The 25,558-nt window shown below is 71.9% G+C and carries 20 protein-coding genes; 15 read left to right on the top strand and 5 right to left on the bottom strand.

The genetic code is table 11. From position 1 onward, the window contains the following. Positions 1-9: 9 nt before the first annotated feature. The 3 genes from secD (at position 10) to V6N00_RS14315 (ending at position 5,343) form a co-directional block, all read left to right on the top strand. Positions 10-1,764, top strand: a complete 1,755-nt coding sequence (gene secD / locus V6N00_RS14325; RefSeq protein WP_334233287.1) for a protein translocase subunit SecD — start codon at positions 10-12, stop codon at positions 1,762-1,764. Then, entirely contained in the window at positions 1,764-2,753 is a 990-nt protein-coding gene (secF, locus tag V6N00_RS14320; RefSeq protein WP_334233285.1) for a protein translocase subunit SecF, read from the top strand. Before secD ends, secF begins: the two co-directional genes overlap by 1 nt. Positions 2,754-2,958: 205 nt before the next feature. Then, positions 2,959-5,343 (top strand): RelA/SpoT family protein, encoded by a 2,385-nt coding sequence (locus V6N00_RS14315; RefSeq protein WP_416385091.1) that lies wholly within the window; start codon positions 2,959-2,961, stop codon positions 5,341-5,343. 32 nt (positions 5,344-5,375) lie between these two features. On the opposite strand, the gene V6N00_RS14310 is transcribed toward V6N00_RS14315, so the two are convergent. Further along, positions 5,376-5,927: a protein kinase family protein gene (locus V6N00_RS14310; protein WP_334233283.1), complete on the bottom strand. Its 552-nt coding sequence runs from the start codon at positions 5,925-5,927 to the stop codon at positions 5,376-5,378. 269 nt (positions 5,928-6,196) lie between these two features. Then, positions 6,197-8,281: a DUF349 domain-containing protein gene (locus V6N00_RS14305; RefSeq protein ID WP_334233281.1), complete on the bottom strand. Its 2,085-nt coding sequence runs from the start codon at positions 8,279-8,281 to the stop codon at positions 6,197-6,199. 290 nt (positions 8,282-8,571) lie between these two features. On the opposite strand from V6N00_RS14305, the gene hisS reads away from it, so the two are divergent. Beyond that, positions 8,572-9,924 (top strand): histidine--tRNA ligase, encoded by a 1,353-nt coding sequence (hisS, locus tag V6N00_RS14300; protein ID WP_334233279.1) that lies wholly within the window; start codon positions 8,572-8,574, stop codon positions 9,922-9,924. 84 nt (positions 9,925-10,008) lie between these two features. After that, a complete protein-coding gene (gene aspS, locus V6N00_RS14295; protein ID WP_334233277.1) occupies positions 10,009-11,880 on the top strand; it encodes an aspartate--tRNA ligase in 1,872 nt (623 codons plus the stop codon). Between the two features lie 68 nt (positions 11,881-11,948). Here aspS and V6N00_RS14290 read toward each other — a convergent pair whose 3' ends face one another. Then, entirely contained in the window at positions 11,949-12,536 is a 588-nt protein-coding gene (locus tag V6N00_RS14290; RefSeq protein WP_334233275.1) for a hypothetical protein, read from the bottom strand. Between the two features lie 185 nt (positions 12,537-12,721). Further along, positions 12,722-13,159: a D-aminoacyl-tRNA deacylase gene (gene dtd / locus V6N00_RS14285; protein WP_334233273.1), complete on the bottom strand. Its 438-nt coding sequence runs from the start codon at positions 13,157-13,159 to the stop codon at positions 12,722-12,724. Positions 13,160-13,270: 111 nt separating this feature from the next. On the opposite strand from dtd, the gene V6N00_RS14280 reads away from it, so the two are divergent. The 10 genes from V6N00_RS14280 to aroB all read left to right on the top strand — a co-directional run bounded on the left by V6N00_RS14280 (position 13,271) and on the right by aroB (position 24,613). Beyond that, positions 13,271-14,731: a replication-associated recombination protein A gene (locus tag V6N00_RS14280; RefSeq protein WP_334233271.1), complete on the top strand. Its 1,461-nt coding sequence runs from the start codon at positions 13,271-13,273 to the stop codon at positions 14,729-14,731. 356 nt (positions 14,732-15,087) lie between these two features. Continuing rightward, positions 15,088-15,714: a 30S ribosomal protein S4 gene (gene rpsD, locus V6N00_RS14275; RefSeq protein ID WP_188666284.1), complete on the top strand. Its 627-nt coding sequence runs from the start codon at positions 15,088-15,090 to the stop codon at positions 15,712-15,714. Between the two features lie 172 nt (positions 15,715-15,886). Next, positions 15,887-16,270 carry a DUF948 domain-containing protein gene (locus V6N00_RS14270; RefSeq protein WP_334233268.1) on the top strand — a complete coding sequence of 128 codons (384 nt, stop codon included), beginning with the start codon at positions 15,887-15,889 and terminating at the stop codon, positions 16,268-16,270. Positions 16,271-16,318: 48 nt separating this feature from the next. Continuing rightward, positions 16,319-18,997, top strand: coding sequence for an alanine--tRNA ligase (gene alaS, locus V6N00_RS14265; protein ID WP_334233266.1), 2,679 nt, complete (start codon positions 16,319-16,321; stop codon positions 18,995-18,997). Beyond that, positions 18,994-19,542, top strand: a complete 549-nt coding sequence (gene ruvX, locus V6N00_RS14260; RefSeq protein ID WP_334233264.1) for a Holliday junction resolvase RuvX — start codon at positions 18,994-18,996, stop codon at positions 19,540-19,542. Before alaS ends, ruvX begins: the two co-directional genes overlap by 4 nt. Next, positions 19,539-20,723 (top strand): endolytic transglycosylase MltG, encoded by a 1,185-nt coding sequence (gene mltG / locus V6N00_RS14255; protein WP_334233262.1) that lies wholly within the window; start codon positions 19,539-19,541, stop codon positions 20,721-20,723. Before ruvX ends, mltG begins: the two co-directional genes overlap by 4 nt. Next, positions 20,714-21,691, top strand: a complete 978-nt coding sequence (locus V6N00_RS14250; protein WP_334233260.1) for a shikimate dehydrogenase family protein — start codon at positions 20,714-20,716, stop codon at positions 21,689-21,691. Before mltG ends, V6N00_RS14250 begins: the two co-directional genes overlap by 10 nt. Positions 21,692-21,720: 29 nt before the next feature. Beyond that, positions 21,721-22,929, top strand: coding sequence for a chorismate synthase (gene aroC, locus V6N00_RS14245; protein WP_334233257.1), 1,209 nt, complete (start codon positions 21,721-21,723; stop codon positions 22,927-22,929). Then, on the top strand, positions 22,929-23,525 hold the full coding sequence (locus tag V6N00_RS14240) for a shikimate kinase (protein WP_334233255.1): 597 nt from the start codon (positions 22,929-22,931) through the stop codon (positions 23,523-23,525). Before aroC ends, V6N00_RS14240 begins: the two co-directional genes overlap by 1 nt. Next, a complete protein-coding gene (gene aroB / locus V6N00_RS14235) occupies positions 23,522-24,613 on the top strand; it encodes a 3-dehydroquinate synthase (protein ID WP_334233253.1) in 1,092 nt (363 codons plus the stop codon). The genes V6N00_RS14240 and aroB overlap by 4 nt, the downstream gene beginning before the upstream one ends. A gap of 59 nt (positions 24,614-24,672) precedes the next feature. Here aroB and V6N00_RS14230 read toward each other — a convergent pair whose 3' ends face one another. Then, complete coding sequence (locus V6N00_RS14230; RefSeq protein ID WP_334233251.1) at positions 24,673-25,452, bottom strand: IclR family transcriptional regulator; 780 nt, start codon at positions 25,450-25,452, stop codon at positions 24,673-24,675. Positions 25,453-25,558: the final 106 nt, after the last annotated feature.

Raw genomic sequence — 25,558 nt, 5'->3', positions numbered from 1 at the left:
CCTCCCCCCATGGCAAAGAACCGGGCTGGTACGAACCGGACGGTGTCCGGTGCCCGTCGCACCATCATCTGGCTGGCCGTCCTCTTCATCGCGCTCGGCGCCGTGCTGACCGGCGGCGCCCTGACCGGTCAGGCGAGCGCCGCTCCGAAGCTCGCGCTCGACCTCGAGGGCGGCACCGAGATGATCCTCGCGCCGCGCACTCAGTCGGGCGCGGACATCAACGAGGAACAGCTCGCGCAGGCGGTGGAGATCATCCGGCAGCGTGTGGACGGCTCCGGTGTCGCCGAGGCGGAGATCAGCACCCAGTCCAGCCGCAACGTCGTCGTCAGCATGCCGGGCATCCCGAGCGCGCAGACCCGGGAGCTGATCCAGGCGTCGGCGGACATGACGTTCCGTCCCGTCCTCCAGGTCGGTGACGCCGCCCCGGTGACGGGGGCGAACCGGGCGAAGGACTCGGCGCTGCCGAATCCCAAGGCCAAGCCGACCAACGCGAGCGACGCCAACTGGATCACCGGGCCGGTGTACCGCGCGTTCGAGGCGAAGGACTGCCGGCCCGCCGCCGCTGCCAAGCAGCAGCCGCCGACCGATCCGGCCAAGCCCGCGATCGCCTGCGACGCGTCCACGGGCGGCAAGTACATCCTCGGCCCCGTCGAGGTGCCCGGCGCGGACATCCAGACCGCGAGCTTCGGCCAGACGACGGGCGCGAACGGCGCCAACACGGGCCAGTGGGCCGTGAACATCCAGTTCAACGGCGCTGGCACCGACAAGTTCCGCGCCGTCACGCAGCGCCTGTTCGGTCTGCAGCAGCCCCGCAACCAGTTCGCCATCGTGCTCGACGGCCGGGTGCTCTCCGCTCCGGTGACGCAGGCCGTGATCACGGACGGCAAGCCGCAGATCACCGGCAACTTCACCCAGGACTCGGCCAAGGCCCTGTCCGAACAGCTCAAGTACGGCGCCCTGCCGATCAGCTTCGAGATCCAGAGCGAGCAGCAGATCTCCGCCACGCTCGGCAGCCAGCAGCTGCTGATGGGCATCATCGCGGGCCTCATCGGCCTCGCCCTCGTGTGCGTCTACTCGCTCTTCCAGTACCGCCTGCTCGGCTTCGTGACCATCGCGTCCCTCGTGGTCGCGGGCGTGCTGACCTGGCTGGCGATCGCCATCCTCGGCTGGACCGCCAACTACCGCCTGTCCCTGGCCGGTGTCGCCGGCCTGATCGTCGCCATCGGGCAGACGGCCGACTCCTTCATCGTCTACTTCGAGCGCATCCGCGACGAGCTGCGTGAGGGCCGGTCGGTCATCTCCGCCGTCGACCACGGCTGGAAGCGCGCGAAGCGGACGGTGCTCGCCTCGAAGGCGGTCAACCTGCTGGCCGCCGTCGTGCTCTACTTCGCCGCGGTCGGCAACGTGCGCGGCTTCGCGTTCACCCTCGGCCTGACCGCGATCGCCGACCTCATCGTCGTGTTCATGTTCACGCACCCGACGATGGTGTTGCTCGCCCGTACCCGCTTCTTCGGCGGGGGACACCGCATGTCCGGGCTGGACCCGGAGCGGCTCGGCGCGGTGCCGTTCTACCGCGGCGCCGGGCGCATCCGTGAGCCGGTGCTCGCCGGGGCGGGCAGCACGCCCGTCCGCAAGGGACGCAACGCCGGCGCCAGCCGTGAGGCCGAGCGGCGCATGACGATCGCCGAGCGGCGCGCCGCGGAGCAGCGCGTCGGTGCCACCCATGATCGTTCCGGCAGCACCGCTGTCGGAGAGGACGAGTGATGATCAGTTTCTCCCGCTTCGGCAACGACCTCTACAGCGGTCGCCGTTCCTTCGACTTCGTCGGCAAGCGACGGATCTGGTTCCTCATCGCGATCATCGCGATCGTCGGCTCGATCCTCGTGCCGACCCTCAGCGGCGGCTTCAACCTCGGCATCGAGTTCCGCGGCGGCTCGGAGTTCACCGTCTCCGGCACCAGCCACACCGACATCGATCGCGGCGAGAAGGCGGTCAGTTCGGTCGCCGGCGACAAGAACGCGACCGTCACCAACATCGCGCCCGGCACCATGCGGGTGCAGACGGAACGGCTCAGCGACGACCAGACGCTGCAGGTGCGCGACGCCCTGCGCAGCGCGTACGACGTGTCCGCCGGCCAGGTGACGTCGACCTTCGTCGGACCCACCTGGGGCGCGGACGTCACCCGGCAGGCCCTCCAGGGGCTCGTCATCTTCGTCGTGATCGCCGCCGTGCTCATGGCCCTGTACTTCCGCACCTGGAAGATGTCGGTGGGCGCCCTCGGCGGGCTGGTGACCGTGATGGTCGTGACCGCCGGGCTGTACGCCCTGAGCGGCTTCGAGGTGACCCCGTCGGCGATCATCGGCTTCCTCACGGTGCTGAGCTACTCGCTCTACGACACCGTGGTGGTGTTCGACAAGATCCGCGAGAACACCGCGAACATCGCGACGAACACACAGCGCAGCTTCGCCGAGGAGGTGAACCTCGCGATCAACCAGACGCTCGTCCGGTCGATCAACACCTCGGTGGTGGCGATCCTGCCGGTCGCGGCGATCCTCTTCATCGGGGCCTACCTGCTGGGTGCGGGCACGCTGAAGGACCTCTCGCTCTCGCTGTTCATCGGCATCATCCTCGGCACGCTCACGACCCTCTTCATCGCCGCGCCGCTGTACGCCGCGCTGCGGTCGCGGGAGACGGACCTGGTCCACCAGGCGGAGCGCGTGACCGCGCGGCGCGAAGCGGCGACGACCGTCTGACGACGCCGACGCCGGCCCCTCGATGCGGGCCGGCGGACGCGTCCCGAACGCCACGCCGGCCGTCGCAACGGCCGAGAGTAAACGTTTGCGTTCGGAGGGCATAAACTGTCACAACCGTTCTCGCGGACGGCCGGTGCGGTGATGCGCACGGTCGTCCCACGTCCTCGGCGGCCGTACCACTGCTGACCGAGTAAGGGAGGTGGCAGTGGCCGAGAAGAGCCAGACCCCCGGGTCCATGGCCGCACAGTCGGGCGCGCCCGCCGTCCTGGACACCACCACCGGCACGCCTCCTCGCGATCCCGCCGGTAGCCGGCCGAGCCCCTCGCCCGCGGCCCCTCCGGCCGGGCGGCGTGAGCGCACCCGGTCCCGGATCGCCCGTCTGACCGGGCGGGGGACGACGGCGTATTCGCCGATCCTCGAGCCACTGATGCGCACGGTGCGGGCCAACAACCCGCGCGAGGACCTCGACCTCATCCAGCGGGCCTTCGCCGTCGCCGAGCGCGCGCATCGCGGGCAGAAGCGCAAGAGCGGTGACCCCTACATCACCCACCCGGTGGCGGTCGCCACGATCCTCGCCGAGCTCGGCATGTCCGGCTCCACCCTCGCCGCGGCCCTCCTCCACGACACCGTGGAGGACACCGAGTACACGATCGAGCAGCTGAGCAAGGACTTCGGCGAGGAGGTCGCCCGCCTCGTCGACGGCGTGACCAAGCTCGACAAGGTGACGTTCGGCGACTCCGCGCAGTCCGAGACGGTGCGCAAGATGATCGTCGCGATGTCCAAGGACATCCGCGTGCTGCTGATCAAGCTCTCCGACCGGCTCCACAACGCGCGGACCTGGCGTTTCGTCTCGCCGGAGTCCTCGGCGCGCAAGGCCCGGGAGACGCTGGAGATCTTCGCGCCGCTGGCCCACCGCCTGGGGCTGAACACGATCAAGTGGGAGCTCGAGGACCTCTCGTTCGCCGCGCTGTACCCGAAGGTCTACGAGGAGATCGTCCGGCTCGTGGGGGATCGCACCCCGGAGCGGGAGAAGAATCTCGCCGCGGTCAGTGCCAAGATCGCCGAGGACCTGCGGTCCGTGCGGATCCGCGCCTCCATCAGCGGCCGGCCGAAGCACTACTACTCGATCTACCAGAAGATGATCGTCAAGGGTCGCGACTTCGACGACATCTACGACCTGACCGGTGTGCGCGTGCTCGTCGACTCGGTCCGGGACTGCTACGCCACCCTCGGTGCGCTGCACGCGCGGTGGAGCCCGCTGCCGGGCCGGTTCAAGGACTACATCGCGATGCCGAAGTTCAACATGTACCAGTCGCTGCACACGACGGTGATCGGACCGGGCGGCAAGCCGGTGGAGATCCAGATCCGCACCCACGAGATGCACAAGCGCGCCGAGTACGGCATCGCGGCGCACTGGAAGTACAAGGACCGCACCCTCGCCACGGACGCCTCCGGCAGCCACGACACCACCGACATGAACTGGCTGCGCTCCCTCGTGGCCTGGCAGCAGGAGACGACGGACCCCAACGAGTTCCTCGACTCGCTGCGGTTCGAGATCAATGCGAAGGAAGTCTTCGTCTTCACGCCCAAGGGCGAGGTCATGGCGCTGCCCGCCGGTTCGACCCCGGTCGACTTCGCGTACGCCGTGCACACCGAGGTCGGTCACCGCACGATCGGCGCCCGGGTCAACGGCAAGCTCGTGCCGCTGAACAGCGAGCTCGCCAACGGCGACTGGGTCGAGATCTTCACGTCGAAGGCGGAGAGCGCCGGCCCGAGCCAGGACTGGCAGAACTTCGTCAAGTCGCCCCGCGCCCGCAACAAGATCCGCGCCTGGTTCTCCAAGGAACGGCGCGAGGAGAACATCGAGAAGGGCAAGGACCAGCTCACCAAGGCGATGCGCAAGCGACGCCTGCCGCAGCGTCTGATCACCCACGACCTGCTGGTCGCCGCCGCCGACGAGTTGCGCCACGCCGACATCTCCGCGCTGTACGCGGCCATCGGCGACAACCAGGTGTCCGCTGGGCGCGTGGTCGACTGGCTGGTCGAGTCGATCGGTGGCCACGAGGGCGCCGAGGAGGACCTGTCCGAGACGGTCTCGGCCGCTGCACCGGAGCGGCCCCGGTTCTCGGACTCCGGCATCCTCGTCAAGGGCGTCGGCGATGTGTGGGCCAAGCTCGCGCGCTGCTGCACCCCCGTTCCCCCGGACCCGGTGGTCGGGTTCATCACGCGTGCGCACGGCGTGTCCGTGCACCGGGCCGACTGTTCCAACCTCGGCCCCATGCGCGCCGAGCAGGAACGGTTCGTCGAGGTCGAGTGGGCGCCGACCCAGTCCAGCGTGTTCCTCGTCGAGATCCAGGTCGAGGCGCTCGACCGCAAGAGTCTGCTCTCCGACGTGACCCGCGTCCTCTCGGAGAACCACGTCAACATCCTCTCCGCGACGGTGTACACCTCGAGCAACCGGCAGGCCATCAGCCGGTTCTCGTTCGAGATGGGTGATCCCCGCTACCTGAACCACGTCCTCACGGCCGTGCGCAAGATCGACGGCGTCTACGACGTGCATCGCACCACGGGCGGCGCACGTCTGACCTGACGAGCTGCTCTCCGGTAGGGCGGCTCGCCAGGTCAGGCCGGCAGCAGGGCGTCGAGCCGCCCCTGCGCGACCGTGCGTCCGGGCCGCCGGGGCAGGTCCGCCAGCCGCTCCCGCACCTGCCCGCGCGCGTCCGGGGTCAGCCCACGGATCGCGGCGCGCAACAGCGGCAGGTCCTCCGTGCCGCCGTACTGGGCGAGGTCGAGGACGGTCTGCGGCAGCGAGGTGGTGAGCACCCCCGCCACCACCGCCGCGTCGACCCCGGCGCACACCGTCTCGTGGACGCGCAGTCCGGGCGGCGCCCGCTTCGCCCGCCGCCGCGCGTCGAGGAGTACGTCGACCACCGCCGGGGGAGACCCGCCCACGTGCAACCAGACCGCCGTCGCGCGGCACACCAGGGCGCGACGGCGGTACACCGGGTCGAGGAGGGCGTCGAGGGCGAGTGCCCGGAGGGCGAGAGTCTCGGGCATCCCGACCGCCACGTGCACGTCCTGAATCACGCGCCGAAGGACGCCGTCCCGCGTCATGACGGCCAGTTCCTCGGTGCGGAACGGTCGACCGGGTCGGAGCAGGGGGACGGTGGTCATGCCGTCAGTCTCGCCCCGCGGCGAGGGGTCGACGCCGCTGCCGACCGGGTCTGTGGACAATCGGGCTCATCAGGTCGGCTGGGGAGGGAGAACCGGGGGAGGTCCACCACAGGGCGGCCGCGGGGACGATCGCGCGAACGCCCGTCGCACGACCTGGACCGGCCCGTCAGCGGGCGGCGAGGACAGCCGCGGACCGCCGCACCCGGAACGGCGACGGCGCCGGCACCCCCGTGGGGTACCGGCGCCGTCGTCGGCCGATTCGGGTCAACTCAGCGGAAATCCTGAGCGGATCGCTGCAGCGTCTCGAGCCACTGCTGCCGCGCCTCCAGCGCCTGGCGGGCCTGGGCGATGCGGTTCTGGTCGCCCGCGGACTCGGCGGCGGTCAGGTCGTCCTGCAGGGAGGCGATGGTCGACTCGAGCTGGCTGAGCGCGCTGTTGGTCCGGGCCTTCGTCTCGGGATCGGTGCGGCGCCAGTGCTCACGCTCGGCCTTCTGGACGGCGTCCTCGACGGAGCGCATGCCGGACTCCATGCGATGCATGTCGCCGCGCGGCACCTTCCCGGCGGCCTCCCAGCGCTCCTGGATGGAGCCGAGCGCCTTGCGGGCCGCCGCGAGGTCGGTGACCGGCAGCAGACCCTGGGCCTCGCGCAGCAGCTGCTCCTTGACCTTCAGGTTCTCCGAGAACTCGGCGTCCACGGCCGCGTTGGCCTGCGACCGCGCCGAGAAGAACGTGTCCTGCGCCGCCCGGAAGCGGGCCCACAGCGCGTCGTCGTCCTTGCGGCTCGCCCGGGGCGAGGCCTTCCACCGGTCCATCAGGCGCCGATACTCGCCGGCGGTCGCACCCCAGTCGGTCGACCCGGCGAGCGCCTCCGCCTCGGCTATGAGCTTCTCCTTCTCGCGCCGCGCCGTCGCGTTGGTGTCGTCCAGCTGCGAGAAGAACGCCCGGCGGTGCTTGTCGAACGTCGTCCGAGCCGTCCGGAACCGCTTCCACAGGCCGTCCTCGGCGCTGCGGGGGAGCCGGACGCCGCTCTTCTGGGCGCTCTTCCACGCGTCGAACAGCTCGTTCATCCGCGTGCTGCTGGCCTTCCACTGCACGGTGGACGGATCCTTGCCGGCGAGTTCCTCGGCCTCGACGACGATCGCCTCCCGGGCGCTCACCGCCTCCTGCCGCGCCTGCTCGTGGACCTTCTTCTCCTCGCCCTCGAGCTCCGTCACCTTCTCGACGAGCACGTCGAGGCGCTGCTCGAGGTCGCGGACGTCGCCGACCATCGCCCGCTCGGCCAGCTGCTCGCGCGCGTGGTCGATCGTGCGGCGCATGTCGGCGCTCGGGGCGTGGGCGAACACCCGCTGCTCGAGCAGTTCGACCTTGCCGCGGACCTCGTCGAACTTGCGCACGAAGTAGGCCAGCGCCTCCTCCGCAGGGGCGCCCGGGTACTGCCCGGCGACCTGCTCCTGGCCCTCCACGATGAGGTAGACGGTCCCGTCCGCGTCGACACGGCCCCAGCGGGCCGCTTCCTCCGGCGTCATCGACGGCGTCGGGGGAGCGATCACCGGCAACGACGACGTCTCCGGGTGCGGGCCGCGGACGGCGGCCGGGGTCGGCGGTGCCGGGTGCGGAGTCGCCCGAGGCCCCGGGCGCGGTGCGCCGGGCTTCGGCGTGGCAACCCCGGGCGCGCCAGGGCGCGGGGCACCGGGACGGGGAGCAGGGGGGTGCGGTGCGGCGGGGTGGGGAGCGGCAGCGGCCGGCGTGGGGGCGGCGGAGGGCTCCGGTGCCGACGGCGCGGCAGGTGCCTTGGTGGTCACCGCCTCGTTCGCCGGCGCGGACGCGTCGGTCGCCGGTGACGCGGGCTCGACGGACGCGTTCTCGTCCGGCGCAGCGTCAGCGGAGTCCGCACGGGACGCCGCGTCCTCGGGGGCCGGGCCGCCGGGCTCGGCGCTCGGGTGTTCCAGCGAGGACGTGTCGCTCTCGTCGTCGGCCGTCGGGTCCACGGGTCGGTCGTCCCCGCTCTCCGGCGCGGAGGCGGGCTCGGACGCCGGCTCGGTCACGCGCTCGGGCTCCCTCGGAGTGGCCTCGGCCGGCGCGTCGGCGTCGGCGGCGTCCTCCGTGAAGGTGGTCGGCTGGTCGTTCTCGCGCCGGCCGTTGTCGGGTGCGTCCGCCGGCTCACCGGTCTCGGCGTCCGTGGAGGCCGTCGGCGCCGCGCCGGATGCGTCGGCATCACCGGCGGCCGGGGACTCGACGAGATGGTCGGGGGCGTCGGTGGGTGCCGCCGTCGGATCGGGCACCACCGTGTTCTCGGTGCCGGACTGCTCGGCGGGCTGGACGCTGCGTTCGTCGGATTGCTGACTGTGTGTCACCGCTGAAACTTCCTACTCGGTACTGCACCGGCACCCGGACGGGCGGATACTGCCGAAGACAGGCACCGGCGACATGACTCAGGAGCCTGAGTCTAGCGTCACAGTGTCGGGCCCCGCATCGGCGTCGTCCGCGGCTTCCTGCGGCAGCCCGGGTCCCGGTGAGCAGCGCGGTTGGGAGCGGATGCGGCGCGCGGAATAGACTGTCAGGCGCGCGTGATGACCTCGCCCGATCGGTCGTCGCCACGCGATCCCCGCATCGAACCGCCCGAATCGAAAGGTGTTGCCGCTCCATGGCCCGTCAAGCATCCCTGTCCGGCTTCACGGAACTCCTTCCGGCCGAACGGGTGGTGGAGCTGCATGTGCTCGACAGCCTGCGTCGCACCTTCGAACTGCACGGCTTCTCCTCGCTCGAGACCCGCGCCGTGGAGACCGTCGGCTCGCTCCTGCAGAAGGGCGAGATCGACAAGGAGGTCTACGCCGTCAGCCGGCTGCAGGCCGACGAGGACGAGCGCGGCGGCCGCACCGACCCCCAGCAGCTCGCCCTGCACTTCGACCTGACCGTGCCGTTCGCCCGATACGTCGTGGAGAACGCCGGCTACCTCGCCTTCCCGTTCAGGCGCTACCAGATCCAGAAGTGCTGGCGGGGGGAGCGTCCCCAGGAGGGCCGGGCCCGCGAGTTCACCCAGGCGGACATCGACGTCGTGGGCGACGGCGAGCTGCCCTTCGTGTACGACGTCGAGATGGCCCTGATCGCCGCCGAGGCCCTGGAAGCCCTGCCGATCGGCGACTTCGTCATCCGCATCAACAACCGCAAGCTCGCCGAGGGCTTCTACCGTGGCCTCGGCGTCACCGACCCCGCCGCCGTGCTGCGGGCCGTCGACAAGCTCGAGAAGATCGGTGAGGACGGCGTGGTCGCCGAGCTGGTCGAGACGGGCGGGGCCACCGAGGAGCAGGCGCGCGCTGCGCTGCGCCTGGCCGCGATCCGCACCCCCGACACCGGTTTCGTCGAGCAGGTCCGCGCGCTCGGCGTCGAGCACCCGCTGCTCGAACAGGGTCTCACCGAGCTGGCCGAGGTGATCGGGCTGGCCAGCCGCCGGGCACCCGGCCGCGTCGTCGCCGACCTCTCCATCGCCCGGGGCCTCGACTACTACACCGGCACCGTCTACGAGACCGTCCTGGTCGGCCACGAGTCGCTCGGCTCGATCTGTTCGGGCGGGCGCTACGACGCCCTCGCCGTCAAGGGTGACCGCCGGTTCCCCGGCGTCGGTCTCTCCGTCGGCGTGACCCGGCTGCTCGCGCGGGTACTGGCCCAGAAGCTCGCGACCGCGACGCGGCCCGTGCCCACCGCCGTGCTCGTCAGCCTCGCCGACGAGGACGGCTGGGCGGCCGCCGACGACGTCGCCACCCTGCTGCGCGCCCGCGGCGTCCCCACCGAGGTCGCCGCCACCGCCGCGAAGTTCGGCAAGCAGATCAAGTACGCCGATCGCCGCGGCATCCCCTTCGTGTGGTTCACGACCACCGACGGCGACGGCGTGCGCCACGAGGTCAAGGACATCCGCTCCGGCGAGCAGGTGCCCGCCGACCCGGCCACCTGGGCCCCGCCGGCCGACGACCTGCTGCCGCGCGTCGTTCCCGGCACCTGACCCACCCGTTCCACCCCACCATCCCGAACCGCCCGGTCGGTAGACTCGACCGGACGTTTCCCCTTGTTCTTCGGAAGGACCCCTGTGCTGCGCACCCATGAGGCCGGCTCCCTGTCGGCCGAGCAGATCGGACAGACCGTCACCGTCGCCGGGTGGGTGGCCCGCCGGCGCGACCACGGTGGCGTCGCGTTCCTGGATCTGCGGGACGCGAGCGGGATCGTCCAGGTCGTTGTGCGCGACGAGAGCGTCTTCCACGGGTTGCGCAACGAGTTCGTCCTGCAGGTCACCGGCGTGATCGAACGGCGGCCCGAGGGCAACGAGAACCCGACACTGCCGAGCGGCGAGGTCGAGCTGATGGCCGACGACGTCGTCGTGCTCAACACCTCCGCACCGCTGCCGTTCCAGGTGGACGAGCACGTGGAGGTCGGCGAGGAGGCGCGGCTGCGTCACCGCTACCTCGACCTGCGCCGGCCCGGCCCGTCCGCGGCGATGCGGCTGCGCTCGACCGCCAACAAGGTGGCGCGGGACCTGCTGCACGACGACGGGTTCACCGAGGTCGAGACCCCGACCCTGACCCGGTCCACCCCCGAGGGCGCCCGCGACTTCCTGGTCCCGGCCCGCCTGGCGCCCGGCAGCTGGTACGCCCTGCCGCAGTCCCCGCAGCTGTTCAAGCAGTTGCTGCAGGTCGGCGGGATCGAGAAGTACTACCAGCTCGCCCGCTGCTACCGGGACGAGGACTTCCGCGCCGACCGGCAGCCCGAGTTCACCCAGTTGGACATCGAGGCGTCCTTCGTCGAGCAGGACGACATCATCGATCTCGGCGAGCGGATCGTCGCGGCGCTGTGGAAGCTGATCGACGTGGAGATCCCGCGACCGATCGCGCGGATGACCTACGCCGACGCGATGGCGAAGTACGGCACGGACAAGCCGGACCTGCGCTTCGGCCTCGAGCTGACCGAGCTGACCACCTTCTTCAAGGACACGACCTTCCGCGTGTTCCAGGCCCCGTACGTCGGTGCCGTCGTGATGCCCGGCGGCGCCTCCCAGCCGCGGCGCACGCTGGACGCCTGGCAGGAGTGGGCCAAGCAGCGCGGCGCGAAGGGCCTGGCCTACGTGCTCGTGCAGGAGGGCGGCGAGCTCACCGGCCCGGTCGCCAAGAACCTCACCGACACCGAGCGGGCCGGCCTGGCCGACGCCGTCGGCGCCTCTGCGGGGGACTGCATCTTCTTCGCCGCCGGCGACGCCAAGTCCGCCCGAGCCCTGCTCGGCGCCGCGCGCGTGGAGATCGGTCACCGCACCGGGCTGATCGCCGATGGCGACTGGGCGTTCGTGTGGGTCGTCGACGCGCCGCTGTTCGAGCCGGCCGCGGACGCCGTCGCCTCCGGTGACGTCGCCGTCGGGCACGGCGCCTGGACCGCCGTCCACCACGCCTTCACCTCCCCGAAGCCCGAGTTCCTCGACACCTTCGACACGGACCCGGGGTCGGCGCTGGCCTACGCGTACGACATCGTGTGCAACGGCAACGAGATCGGCGGCGGCTCGATCCGTATCCACCGCCGGGACGTGCAGGAGCGCGTGTTCGCCGTCATGGGGCTGAGCGAGGCCGAGGCGCAGGAGAAGTTCGGCTTCCTGCTCGAGGGCTTCAAGTTCGGCGCCCCGCCGCACGGCGGCATCGCGTTCGGTTGGGACCGCGTCGTCGCGCTGCTCGCCGGGTACGACTCGATCCGCGAGGTGATCGCGTTCCCGAAGACCGGCGGCGGCTATGATCCGCTGACCGCTGCGCCCGCGCCGATCACCCCGGAGCAGCGCAAGGAGGCCGGCGTCGACGCGAAGCCCGAGCCGACGTCGCAGGCCGTGAAGAACGAGCCCGAGGGCGGCACCGGCATCAAGACCGAGCCGGCCGAGTCCGCCGCTCCGGAGAAGTCGCAGAGCGCCGAGGGCGACGCCGCGAAGTAGCTCACCTCGTGACGCCGGCTCGTCGATGGGTGTCCCGTCCCGCCCCCTGAGTGAGGGCAGGGGAGCACCTACCGGCGAGCCGGCGTCGTTCTGGAGGAGGACGGTGAGGCGCGGATCGCCGCGACGACGGCGGTCAACGTGGGCGGCAGCGGCTCGGTGAGGGACGTCCCGGGCAGGGTGCGCACCCGTTCATCGTCGTCGACGATCAGTCGTCCGGTCGGGCCGCTCAGGATCGCGCGCCTGCCGTCGACGGCCTGGTCGAGGAAGAAGACGGCCCGCTCGCCGGCGCGCAGCAGCGGATCGTCCTCGACGGTGACCGCCCGGCCGTCCACGACCCCTCCGGTCTGGCGGATCGTCAGCGTGCCGGTGACGCCGGCGCGACCGGCGACCCAGCGGGTGACCGCGACCGGCGTGTCCAGGAACGGCAGCCCCTCCACGACGGAGGTGCGCGCGCCCGGCAGCACCGTTCCCACGACGACGACGTCGGCCGCGCGGGTCAGATCCGCGAGCCTCGGGTAGCCCGTCGTCCAGCTCCCGCTGAGGTCGGCGGCCACCGGGGGCGGCGTCACCTGGACGGCCGCGGCGTCCCGCGCCGGTGGCGTGTCCGTGACGGCGGGGACGCAGCCGGAGACGGTCAGGGCCAACGCGGCCGCCACGGCGGTCACCATCCGTCGTGCCACGCAGCACCCCCACGTCTCGACCCGGGTGCGCCGCCCCCAGCGCGTCGCCCGATGCACGATGCTGACCCGTGTCCCGCCAGCTCGTCAAGAGACGCTCCATCGACGCCTCGTGAGTGCGTGCGGTGTGCCTCGGTCGGCGAGCCGGCGGCGCGTGCGCCGGGTCAGGCGAGGTCGGCGCTGTCGACCAGGACGGTGAAGGGGCCGCTGTTGACCGACTCGACGTCCATCGTCGCACCGAACACGCCGGTCTCGACCCGGGCACCGCGGTCGCGCAACTCGGCGACGAACCGCTCGTACATCGGTTCGCTGTGCGCCCGTCCGGCCGCGCGACTCCAGGACGGGCGCCGCCCCTTGCGGACGTCTCCGTAGAGGGTGAACTGGCTGACCACGAGCAGGGGCGCGCCTGCGTCCGCGCACGAGACCTCGCCGTCGAGGATCCGCAGCCGCCAGCACTTCTCCGCCACGGCGGCGCACGTGGCCTCCGTGTCCTCGTGGGTGACGCCGAGCAGCACGAGCAGCCCCGGTCGGTCGATCGCACCGACGACGTTTCCGTCGACGGTCACCCGGGCCCGGCTCACACGCTGCAGGACGGCTCGCATCCGGGCAGTCTCCCACGAGGCACTCGCCCGGACGGCACGCGCGCGCCGTCGCTGGCGGTGGACCGTGGCTGCCGTCGGCTTCCGTCGGTGCGGGGACGTAGCCTGAAGGACGTGCAGGATCTCTTCAGCGCCGCCGCCGATCCGGATGACGAGGACGACGTCGTCGCCCCCCGACGCGGCCGCGAACGGCAGCCCCTGGCCGTGCGCATGCGCCCGCGCAGCGTCGAGGAGATCGTCGGGCAGCAGCACCTGCTCAAGGACGGCTCGCCGCTGCGGGTGCTCTCGGGCAGCCAGGCCGGCCCGACCGGACCGTCCTCGGTCATCCTGTGGGGCCCGCCGGGAACCGGCAAGACGACGATCGCCCACGTCATCGCCCGCGCCGGCGGTCGCCGCTTCGTCGAGCTCTCCGCCATCACCGCCGGCGTCAAGGACGTGCGCACGGTGATGGACGACGCCCTGACCCACCGGGATCTGCACGGCACCACCACCGTGCTCTTCCTCGACGAGATCCACCGGTTCAACAAGGCGCAGCAGGACGCGCTGCTGCCCGGCGTCGAGAACCGGTGGGTGGTGCTCGTCGCCGCCACGACCGAGAACCCGTCCTTCTCCGTCGTGTCCCCGCTGCTGTCCCGCTCGCTGCTGCTGACGCTGCGGTCCCTCACCGACGACGACATCAGCGGGCTGCTGCGCCGCGCCGTCGAGGACCCGCGGGGCCTGGACGGGACCGTCGCGGTCGAGGACGACGCCCTGGCCCACCTCGTACGCCTGGCCGGCGGCGACGCCCGGCGCGGGCTCACCGCCCTGGAGGCCGCCGCCGGCGTCGCCTTCGCCGAGGCCGCCGAAGCGCGTGCGTCAAGCACGGCGACGGGCACGGCATCGGACAAGAGCACGAAGAACCAGCCGGACCGGCAGGACGGCGAGGAGGACGGCCGGATCCCCGTCACCCTCAGCCACGCCGAACGCGCGCTGGACCGGGCCTCCGTGCGCTACGACCGGGCCGGGGACGGGCACTACGACGTGGCCAGTGCCCTGATCAAGTCGATCCGCGGCTCCGATGTCGACGCTGCCCTGCACTACCTGGCCCGCATGGTCGAGGCGGGGGAGGACCCGCGCTTCATCGCCCGCCGCCTCGTCATCTCCGCGTCCGAGGACGTCGGCATGGCCGACCCGACCGCGCTGCAGACGGCCGTGGCCGCCGCTCAGGCCGTCCAGCTGATCGGCATGCCCGAGGGGCGCATCGTACTCGCCGAGGCCGTCGTGCACCTGGCGACCGCGCCCAAGTCCAACGCGGCGTACCTGGGCATCGACGCCGCGATCGCCGACATCCGCGCCGGCAAGGGCCAGTCCGTGCCTGCGCATCTGCGCGACGCGCACTACGCGGGAGCGAAACAGCTCGGCCACGGCAAGGGCTACCGGTACAGCCATGACGCTCCGCACGGCGTCGCCGCCCAGCAGTACGCCCCGGACGACCTCGTGGGCCGCGAGTACTACCAGCCCACCGACCGCGGCGTCGAGCGCGACATCGGCGCGCGCCTCGACCGGTTGCGGCAGATCCTCCGCGGACGCTCCTGACGACGCGCGCCTGACGCGTCTGTCAGACGCGTCCGAGCCTCACCGGAGGGGCGCCGCTGCGGCGGTCGGCGGCCCGTATGCGGTAGGATGGACCGGTTGGCTGGCAAGCCACCACACCCCCTGTGCTCGCACCCGGTGTCGAACCGGGCTCGAACCCGTGGGTACGTGGCGGCTGTAGCACGGGTAGCGGCTGCTCCACGCTCTCCGCTCCACGGCCGGACGGCACGGCATCGACGACGCGAGTCGACGACGTCGGACCGACCGGATCGCGACGGAGGCCAGACCACACAGACATGAGTCGATCGATCCGCAGATGCTGCGGTCCGGATCGGCCACCGCAACCATGAAAGGTAGACGTGACTGCACAAGCACGTGTGCGCCGCCAGGCGCGCAAGTCCCGAGCCCTCGGGATCGCCCTGACGCCGAAGGCGGCCAAGTACTTCGAGCGTCGTCCGTACCCGCCGGGTGAGCACGGTCGTGCCCGCCGCAAGCAGGATTCCGACTACGCCGTCCGTCTGCGCGAGAAGCAGCGGCTGCGCGCCCAGTACGGCATCCGCGAGAAGCAGCTCGAGCGCGTCTTCGTCGAGGCCCGTCGCACCGAGGGTCTGACCGGTGAGAACCTCATCGAGCTGCTCGAGATGCGTCTGGACGCCCTCGTCCTGCGTGCCGGCTTCGCCCGCACCATGGCGCAGGCCCGCCAGATGGTCACCCACCGCCACATCATGGTGGACGGCCGCCGGGTGGACATCCCCTCGTTCCGCGTGAAGGAGGGTCAGACCATCCACGTGCACGAGCGCAGCGAGAAGATGACCCCCTTCCAGGTCGCCGCCGCCGGTGCTCACCGCGACGTGCTGCCGACGCTGCCGGGGTACCTGGACGTCTCGCTGGAGAAGCTGCAGGCCCGCCTCGTGCGGCGCCCGAAGCGCTCCGAGGTCCCCGTGACCTGCGAGGAGCAGCTGGTCGTCGAGTACTACGCTCGCTGACCCGCCTTCGACCCGAAGCACCACGAACAGCCCGCGGCCCCGCCGCGGGCTGTTCGTGCCTTCCCAGACACACGTTCTACAGTGGACCGGGGCCGGCGACTGGACGCCGAACTCTGCCGCTGTGCCCGTGCGACCCCGCCCGAGCGCGACCCCGACGACCGAGGAGACCCCGATGACTGGTGGAGACATCGCCGGGCTGATCGCCGCCGGCGTCTTCGCTGTCCTCGTCATTCTCCTCGCCGTGCCGATCCTCAAGCTCGGTGCCGTGTTCGACGAGGCCAGGCGTGCCATCCGCGGGGTCAGCAACGAGACGACGCCGCTGCTGCAGGAGGTCACCGGCACCGTCGTGACCACCCACGAGCAGCTGCGCCGCGTCGACGACATCTCCCGCCACCTCGCCGCGACCGCCGCCAGCCTCTCCGCCCTCTCGGGCAGCGTCGCGGCCCTGATCGGCACCCCGCTCGGCCGGCTCGCCGCCCTGGGACAGCGTCGCCGCAACGGCCACGGCTCCCGGGCGACCGGTGGCGGCATGCCGCCGCAGTCGCCCACCGCCTGACCTGACACTCTTTCCCCACCCGACCACGCGAAGGACCGCCCTCCGACCATGAAGACTCACGAGATCACCGACCGCTGGAAGTCCTTCTTCGCCGCACGCGGGCACGAGGTCGTGCCCTCCGCGTCGCTGGTCTCCGCGGACCCGACCGTGATGTTCAACATCGCCGGCATGGTGCCCTTCATCCCGTACCTGACCGGCCGGCAGACCCCGCCGTACTCGCGGGCCACGAGCGTGCAGAAGTGCATCCGCACCCTCGACATCGACGAGGTCGGCAAGACCGCCCGCCACGGCACCTTCTTCCAGATGGCCGGCAACTTCTCCTTCGGCGACTACTTCAAGGAAGGCGCCATCACGTTCGCGTGGGAGCTGCTGACCACGCCGGTCGCCGACGGCGGGTTCGGCCTGGACCCGGAGCGGCTGTGGGTCACCGTCTACCTCGACGACGACGAGGCCGCCGGGATCTGGCAGGAGAAGATCGGCATCCCCGCCGAGCGGATCCAGCGCCTCGGCATGGAGGACAACTACTGGCACACCGGCCAGCCCGGCCCTGCCGGCCCGGACTCGGAGATCTTCTACGACCGCGGTGAGCGGTACGGCGTCGGCGGTGGCCCGGAGGCCAACGACACCCGGTACATCGAGATCTGGAACCTCGTGTTCATGCAGTACCAGCGCGGCGAGGGCAGCGGCTACGACTTCCCGATCCTCGGTGAGCTGCCGAAGAAGAACATCGACACGGGCCTGGGCGTCGAGCGGCTCGCGATGATCCTGCAGGGTGTCGAGAACATGTACGAGACGGACCAGGTGCGGCCCGTGCTCGACGCCGCCGCGCGCCTGTCCGGCAAGGAGTACACCTCCACGGAGGACAAGAGCGACCCGGCCTACGACGACGACGTGCGGATGCGCGTGGTCGCCGACCACGTCCGGTCCGCCCTGATGCTGATCGCCGACGGCGTCTCCCCGTCCAACGAGGGTCGCGGCTACATCCTGCGCCGCCTGATCCGCCGCGCGGTGCGCGCCATGCGCCTGCTGGGCGTCGAGCGGCCGTGCCTGCCCGACCTGCTGCCCGCGTCCCGCGACGCCATGAAGGGCACCTACCCGGAGGTCGAGGCCGACTTCGCCCGGATCAGCCGCATCGCCTACGCCGAGGAGAAGGCGTTCCTGCGCACCATCGCGTCGGGTACCGCCCGGCTGGACGAGGCGGTCTCCGCCTCCCGTGCCGCCGGCACCCCGCTCTCGGGCCAGGACGCCTTCACCCTGCACGACACCTACGGCTTCCCGATCGACCTGACCCTGGAGATGGCCGCCGAGGCCGGGCTGAGCGTCGACGAGACCGGCTTCCGCACCCTCATGGCCGAGCAGCGCGACCGCGCCCGGGCCGACGCCAAGGGCAAGAAGTCCGGCGGCGTGGACCTGAGCGTCTACCGCGACCTGATGGCCGAGGGCACCACGACGTTCACCGGCTACGACGAGCTGACCACCGGCTCCCGCGTGCGCAGCCTGATCAGCGACGGCGTCCTCAGCGGCAGTGCCCGCGCCGGGGACGCGATCGAGATCGTGCTCGAGGAGACCCCGTTCTACGCCGAGGCCGGCGGCCAGGCGGCCGACACCGGCCTGATCACCGGCGACGGGTACATCCTCGAGGTCACCGACGTGCAGGCGCCCATCAAGGGGCTGAGCGTGCACAAGGCGATCGTCCGCGAGGGCGAGGTGTACCCCGGAGCCGTGGCCACGGCGGCCGTGGACGCGGAGCGCCGTCACGCCGGCGAGCAGGCCCACACCGGCACGCACCTCGTGCACGCGGCTCTGCACCAGGTGCTCGGGCCGGAGGCGCTGCAGCGCGGCTCCTTCAACAAGGCCGGCTACCTCCGGTTCGACTTCGCGTGGGGCGAGCAGATGTCCGCCGCCGCCCGCAGCGAGGTCGAGGAGGTCAGCAACCTCGCCATCCGCGGCAACCACGAGGTGATCACCCGGGTGATGCCGCTGGCCGAGGCGAAGGCGCTCGGCGCGACCGCCCTCTTCGGGGAGAACTACGGCGACACGGTGCGGGTCGTGGAGATCGACGGCGCGTGGTCCCGCGAGCTGTGCGGTGGCACCCACGTCGACGCGACGTCCCGGATCGGCTCCCTGACTCTGCTGGGCGAGCAGTCCGTCGGCTCCGGCAACCGCCGCGTCGAGGCGTTCGTCGGCATGGAGGCCTTCCGGCACATGGCCGCCGAGCGGGCGCTGGTCACCGAGCTCTCCGAGATGCTCAAGGTGCCCTCGCCGCAGCTGCCCGAGCGGCTCGCCGCGACGCTGACCAAGCTCAAGGCCGTGGAGAAGGAACTGGACCGGCTCCGCGCCGCGTCCCTGGCCGCCTCCGCTGCGGCGCTCGTCGACACGGCGCAGGACGTCGACGGCGTGCGTCTCATCGCGCACGACGCCGGCCAGGTCTCCGGCGCCGACGACCTGCGCACCCTCGCCCTGGACCTGCGCACCCGGCTCGGCTCCGTTCCCGCCGTGGTCGCCCTCACCGGCGTCGCGAAGGACCGGCCGCAGGTGCTCGTCGCCACCAACGAGGCGGCGCGCACGGCCGGCGTCAAGGCCGGCGCGCTGGTGCGGACCGCCGCCGGTGTGCTCGGCGGCGGCGGTGGCGGCAAGGACGACATCGCCCAGGGCGGTGGCTCCGACGCCGGGAGGATCCCGGCGGCGCTGGCTGCCGTCCGCGACGCCGTGGCGGGACGTGCGTGATCGGTTCTGAGGGATCCGCGGCCGTCACCGGCGTGCGGATCGGCGTGGACGTCGGGCAGGTCCGGGTCGGCGTCGCCGCCAGCGACCCGCACCTGATCCTCGCGACACCGGTCGCGACGCTGCCGCGAGACACGGGTGCCGACGCAGACATTGCGACTATTGTGAGCGAGACACTGGCGCGCGACGCCGTCGGCGTGTACGTCGGGCTGCCGCGAACCCTCGCCGGTGAGGAAGGATCGAGTGCGCGGATGGCCCGGGACTACGCCCAGCGCCTCGCCGACCGTCTCGCGGGACAGCGCGAGCCGCACGCGACGCCCGTCGAGGTGTGGCTGATCGACGAGCGACTGAGCACCGTCGTCGCGCACCGCTCCCTGCACGCCGCGGGACTGCCGATGAAGAAGCACCGCAGCAGGGTCGACCAGGTCGCCGCGACCGGCATCCTGCAGCAGGCCCTGGACGGGTTGCGCGCGGGCCGCCGGCCCGGTGAACCCGTCCACCCGACCACCCCGGCGGAGACCCCGCCCGATGATGGAGACCGTTCGTGAGCCATCTCTCCCATGGCCGTACCGAGGACACCAGTACCGGGTCCCTGGACGCCATCCCCGGTTTCGGGCCCGACGACGAGGACAGCCGTCCCCGTGACCGTCGCGCCCGCCCCCCGCGGCGCGTGCGGCGGCGTCGCACCGTCGTCGTCCTCGCGGCCGTCGCCCTCGTGACGGCCGCCATCGTCGTGCTCACCACGACCCTCGTCCTGCCGTTCATGGCGCGCTTCCAGACCCCGGACTACCCGGGCCCCGGCCAGGGCTCGGCGATCGTCACGGTCGCGCAGGGGGACACCAACCAGGAGATCGGCGCGACCCTCGTCCAGCAGGGCGTCGTCGAGAGCACCAAGGCCTTCAACGAGGCCCTCCAGAAGGAGAGCGGGGGCAAGTTCATCCAGCCGGGCCAGTACCAGCTGAAGAAGGAGATGAAGGCCTCCGACGCCCTGGCCGCGATGCTCGACACCAAGACGAGCGCGGTGCACTACGCCGCGATCAACCAGAACCTGCGGCAGAGCGACGTCTTCACCATCCTGGCGAAGGCGACCAGCATCCCCGTGGCCCAGTTCCAGGCGCTGGCGAAGAACCCCGGCCAGTTCGGGCTGCCCGCCAAGGCGCCCAGCCTCGAGGGCTACCTGCACCCGGGGGAGTACCGGTTCGCCCTGAACGCGAAGCCGAAGGACATCATCGCCCAGATGGTCGCCCGGACGAAGAAGACCCTCACCGACGCCGGCATCACCGACCCGAACGAGCAGTACCGCATGCTCACCATCGCCTCGATCATCGAGGCGGAGGCCGGCGAGGCCGACTACGGCAAGGTCTCCGGCGCGATCTACAACCGGCTCGGGCCGGACAACAAGGAGACCAGCGGCCGCCTCGACTCGGACGCGACCGTCAGCTACGGCCTCGGCCGGCGCAGCTACCAGATCTCCGACCAGGAGAAGCAGGACGCGAGCAACAAGTACAACACCTTCGCCAACCCGGGCCTGCCGGTCGGGCCGATCGGGTCGCCGGGCGCCAAGTCGATCGCGGCGGCCAAGCACCCGGAGAAGGTGCCCTACTTCTACTGGGTGACCGTCAACCTCGACACGGGCGAGACGAAGTACGCGGTCACGCTCGAGCAGCACCAGCGCAACGTGGACGAGTACACCGCCTGGTGCGGCGCCCACCCCGGCAAGTGCGACTGACCCCACCCGACGGCACCGGCGCGGCCACGGACCCCGACGACGGTCGGGATCCGGCGGTGCGCCGGAACGCCACGGTGCGTCGGAAGGCCGCAGTGCTCGGCCACCCCATCGGGCACTCGATGTCCCCGCCGATGCACACGGCGGCCTACCGGGTGCTCGACGTGGCCGTGGACTACCGCGCGATCGACACGACGCTCGAGCAGCTCGACGACGTCCTGGCCCGGGTCCGCTCCGAGGACGGCTGGACCGGGCTCTCGGTGACCATGCCGCTCAAGGCCGGGACGGCCGAGCGCGTCGACGTCCTCGCGGGACGGGCCGAGGCCCTCGGCGTCGTCAACACGGTCACCGTGGCCGGTGACGCCGGCGCCCGCGTGCTGACCGGGCACAACACCGACGTCGACGGCATCGTCAACGCCGTCACCCACGCCGGTGCCGGCCCGGGGCTGCGGGGCGCCATCCTCGGCGGCGGGGGCACCGCGACCGCGGCCGTCGCCGCGATGGCCGACCTGGACGCCCGCGAGGTGGACGTCTTCGTGCGCGACTCCTCGCGTGCGGCCAACGTTCGCCGGGTCGGTCGCAAGCTCGGCGTCGAGCTGACCTTCTGCGACTGGGACGACGCCGTCGACAAGCTCGCCGAGGCGGACCTCGTCGTCGCGACCCTGCCCCCGCGCGGAGCCGACGGGCTGGCCGCTGCGATGGATCAGGCCCACACCCCGGTCCGGCCCGGCGCGGTGCTGCTCGACGCCGCCTACGACCCGTGGCCCTCGGCCCTGGCCGACCACTGGAGGCGCGCCGGCGGCGTCATCGTGCCCGGCCTCGAGATGCTGCTCTACCAGGCGGTCGAGCAGGTGCGCCTGTTCGTGCCCGAGTGCTTCGCCGACGGGCCTTCCGGCGCCCCGATCGGCACCGACGACACCACTCTCGTGGACGCCATGTGTGACGCGGTCGGCCTGCCCCGACGCGGGTGAGCGGTCCGGCGCGTGGGAGGATGAGAGCCATGCGTTGGTTGACTGCGGGAGAATCACACGGGCCGGCGGTCGTCGGCATCCTTGAGGGCGTTCCCGCCGGTGTCGAGGTGACCACCGCGCAGATCCAGGCAGCGCTGGCCCGACGCCGGCTCGGTTACGGGCGCGGCGCCCGCATGTCGTTCGAGAAGGACGCGGTGCGCGTCCTCGGCGGCGTCCGGCACGGTCTGACACAGGGCGGCCCCGTCGCCATCGAGGTCGGCAACACCGAGTGGCCCAAGTGGGAACAGATCATGTCCGCCGACCCGGTCGACGCCGAGGCGGTCGCCGGGCTCGCCCGCAACGCCCCGCTCACCCGCCCGCGCCCGGGCCACGCCGACTTCACCGGCATGCAGAAGTACGGGTTCGACGAGGCCCGCCCCGTGCTCGAGCGGGCCAGCGCCCGTGAGACCGCGACCCGCGTGGCCCTCGGAACCGTGGCCGCCGCCTTCCTCCACCAGCTCGGCATCGGGCTCGTCAGCCACACCGTCGCCGTCGGCACCGTGGCCGCTCCCGAGGGCTCGGCCGTGCCCGCCCCGGGCGACGTCGACGCGCTCGACGCCGATCCGTTGCGCTGCTTCGACCCGGAGACCTCCGCGGCGATGGTCACCGAGGTCGACGCCGCCCACAAGGAGGGCGAGACCCTCGGCGGTGTCGTCGAGGTCCTCGCCTACGGGCTGCCGCCGGGACTGGGCAGCTACGTGCACTGGGACCGCCGCCTCGACTCCCGCCTCGCCGGCGCCCTGATGGGCATCCAGGCGATCAAGGGCGTCGAGGTCGGCGACGGCTTCACGACCGCCGCCCGCCGCGGCTCCGCCGCCCACGACGAGATCGTCCGCGACGAGCGCGGCGTCATCATCCGCTCCTCCAACCGTGCCGGCGGCATCGAGGGTGGCATGAGCATCGGCGACACCCTGCGCGTGCGGGCCGCCATGAAGCCCATCGCCACCGTGCCCCGCGCACTGCGCACGATCGACGTCGCGACCGGCGAGGAGGCGAAGGCCCATCATCAGCGCTCCGACGTGTGCGCCGTCCCGGCCGCCGGCGTGGTGGCCGAGGCGATGGTCGCCCTCGTGCTCGCCGACGCCGTGACCGAGAAGTTCGGCGGCGACTCCGTCGCCGAGACGCGGCGCAACCTGGAGTCGTTCCTCGCCGCGGTCCCCGACGCCCTGGACTCGATCGGTAGCGGCGCGGCTCAGTGATGGAGCATCATCCGGGCCAGCCCGCCGCCCTGCTCAAACCCGTCGTCATCATCGGCCCGATGGCGGCCGGCAAGTCCTTCCTCGGGATGTGGATGGCCGACCTGTTCGGCTACACCTTCATCGACGCGGACCAGGTGATCGTCAGCCGCCACGGCTCGATCCAGGAGATCTTCCTCGAGCAGGGGGAGGAGCGCTTCCGCGAGCTGGAGCGCGAGACGATCTGCGACCTGCTCGGCGCGCACCGGCTCCCGGCGCACGACGTGCACGCCAACGCGTCCGGCACCGACAGCGGGGCGATGATCCTCTCTGTCGGCGGTGGCGCCCCGATGAACCCCGCGATCGCCCACGCCCTGGCCGACACCGTCGTCGTCTACCTGCAGACGGACCTGGAGACGGTGCTGCCGCGCATCACCGGCAGCTTCACCCGCCCCATGCTCCGGCCCGACCCGCAGGCGCGGTGGTCCGCGCTCTACGAGGCACGGCGACCCACCTTCGAGCGGCTCGCCGACATCACCCTGGATGTGCCCGGCCGGCCCATCCAGGACATCGCCATCGAACTGAACAACCGCCTGCTCCACTGGGAGGAGAACGCGTGAGCACCACGACCACCACCATCCGGGTCACCGGGACGACGCCCGCCGAGACCTACGACGTCCACGTGGGTCGCGGCCTGCTCGGCCTCCTGCCCGAGACCCTCGGCGAACGGGTGCGGCGCGTGCTGATCATCCACCCGCGGGCCCTGCGCTCGACGGGGGAGACCGTGCGGCAGGAACTGCTCGACGCCGGGTACACCGCGCTGCTCGCGGAGATCCCCGACGCCGAGGAGGGCAAGCACATCCAGGTCGCCGCCTTCTGCTGGCAGGTGCTCGGGCAGAACGACTTCACTCGGTCCGACGCCATCGTCTCCGTCGGCGGCGGCGCCGTGACCGACGTCGCCGGCTTCGTCGCGGCGACCTGGCTGCGCGGCGTGAAGGTCGTGCACCTGCCGACCTCCCTGCTCGGCATGGTCGACGCCGCCGTGGGCGGCAAGACCGGCATCAACACCGCCGAGGGCAAGAACCTCGTCGGCGTCTTCCACCCACCCGCCGGCGTCCTCGTCGACCTCGACGCCCTCGCCACCCTGCCGCGCAACGAGCTCGTCCCGGGCCTGGCCGAGGTGGTCAAGTGCGGGTTCATCGCCGACCCCGTCATCCTCGACACGATCGAGCAGCAGCCCGAGGGCGCGACCGACCCGGGCTCGGACGTGCTCCGCGACCTCGTCGAGCGGGCGATCACGGTCAAGGCCGACGTCGTGTCGACCGACCTGAAGGAATCCGGGCGCCGGGAGTTCCTCAACTACGGACACACGCTCGCCCACGCCATCGAACTGGCGGAGCGGTACCAGTGGCGCCACGGCGCCGCCGTCTCCGTCGGCCTCGTCTATGCGGCGGAACTGGGCCGGCTCGTGGGGCGGACGCCCGACGACGTCGCCGACCGGCACCGGTCCATCCTCGAGGGCCTCGGCCTGCCCGTGACCTACCGCGGCGACCGCTGGAAGACCCTCCTCGACGGCATGCGCCGGGACAAGAAGGCCCGCGGCGACCTGCTGCGCTTCATCGTCCTCGAGGGCCTCGGCAGGCCGAGCATCCTCGAGGTGCCGGACACCTCGCTGCTGTTCACGGCCTTCCAGGAGATCGCCGACTAGAGACCGGCGCAGGGGCTCCGGTCACGGGTCGCCGGTCGATACGACTCCGTCGTCGAGGCTCACAGCACCGGCGTGACCGACCCCATCGCGGTGCTGGCCCGGTGGGCGGCGTCCGCCACGGCCGGCCCGAGCCGGGCGACGTCGTCGGGCCCGATCCGCTGGAGCGGGAAACCGACGCCGAGCACGGCCGCGAGGTCGCCCGTGTGGTCGAACACCGGGGCACTGATCGACCCGACGTCGGCGTTGCGCTCCCCGAAGGCGGCGAAGAAGCCCTGCGCGCGGGCGATGTCGACCTGCTGGTCCAGCTCGACCCAGGTCAGCGGTGTCCGGTCCGTGTACCGCGTGAGATCGGCGTCGGCCAGCGCGTCCCGGGCCTCCGGATCCCACGCGAGGAAGATCTTGCCGGGCGCGCCGGCGTGCAGGGGCATCACCTGGCCCACGTGGAACGGGCGGATCACCACGTGCCGGGTCTCGGCGACCGCGACGACGGTGCGGTGGGGGCCGTCCCGCACGTAGAGGCAGGCCGTCTCGCCGGTCTCGTCGCGCAGGGCGTGGAGGATGGGCCGGACCGTCCGGACGATGTCCAGGCCGATGGTGCCCGGCGCTGCCCACCGCACGAGTTGGATGCCGATCCGATAGGTGTCGCCGTCCTTGTCGAGCAGGCCCTCCCGCAGCATGTTCTGCACGAGCCGCTGGCACGTGCTGGCCGGCAGCCCGGTGCCCCGGATGATCTCCTGCAGCGTCAGCTCGGGCACCTCCACCGTGAAGCACTGCAGGATCGCGGCGACCTTGACCAGGACGAGCAGCGGCGCCGCGTTCCCTCCGGCATCCCTCGGCACGACGTGCCCCCTCTCGCTTCACGCTCTCCCGCGTGCTGACGGTCCCGTATGACGGGCGCGTCGGTTGACAGCCTGCTGTGTGACCCGAATCATGGGTCAGTGACCC

Origin of the sequence: Tersicoccus mangrovi, assembly GCF_036881825.1 — a bacterium.
Classification (GTDB): Bacteria; Actinomycetota; Actinomycetes; order Actinomycetales; family Micrococcaceae; genus Tersicoccus; species Tersicoccus mangrovi.
This window is presented reverse-complemented; position numbering and strand designations above follow the sequence as displayed.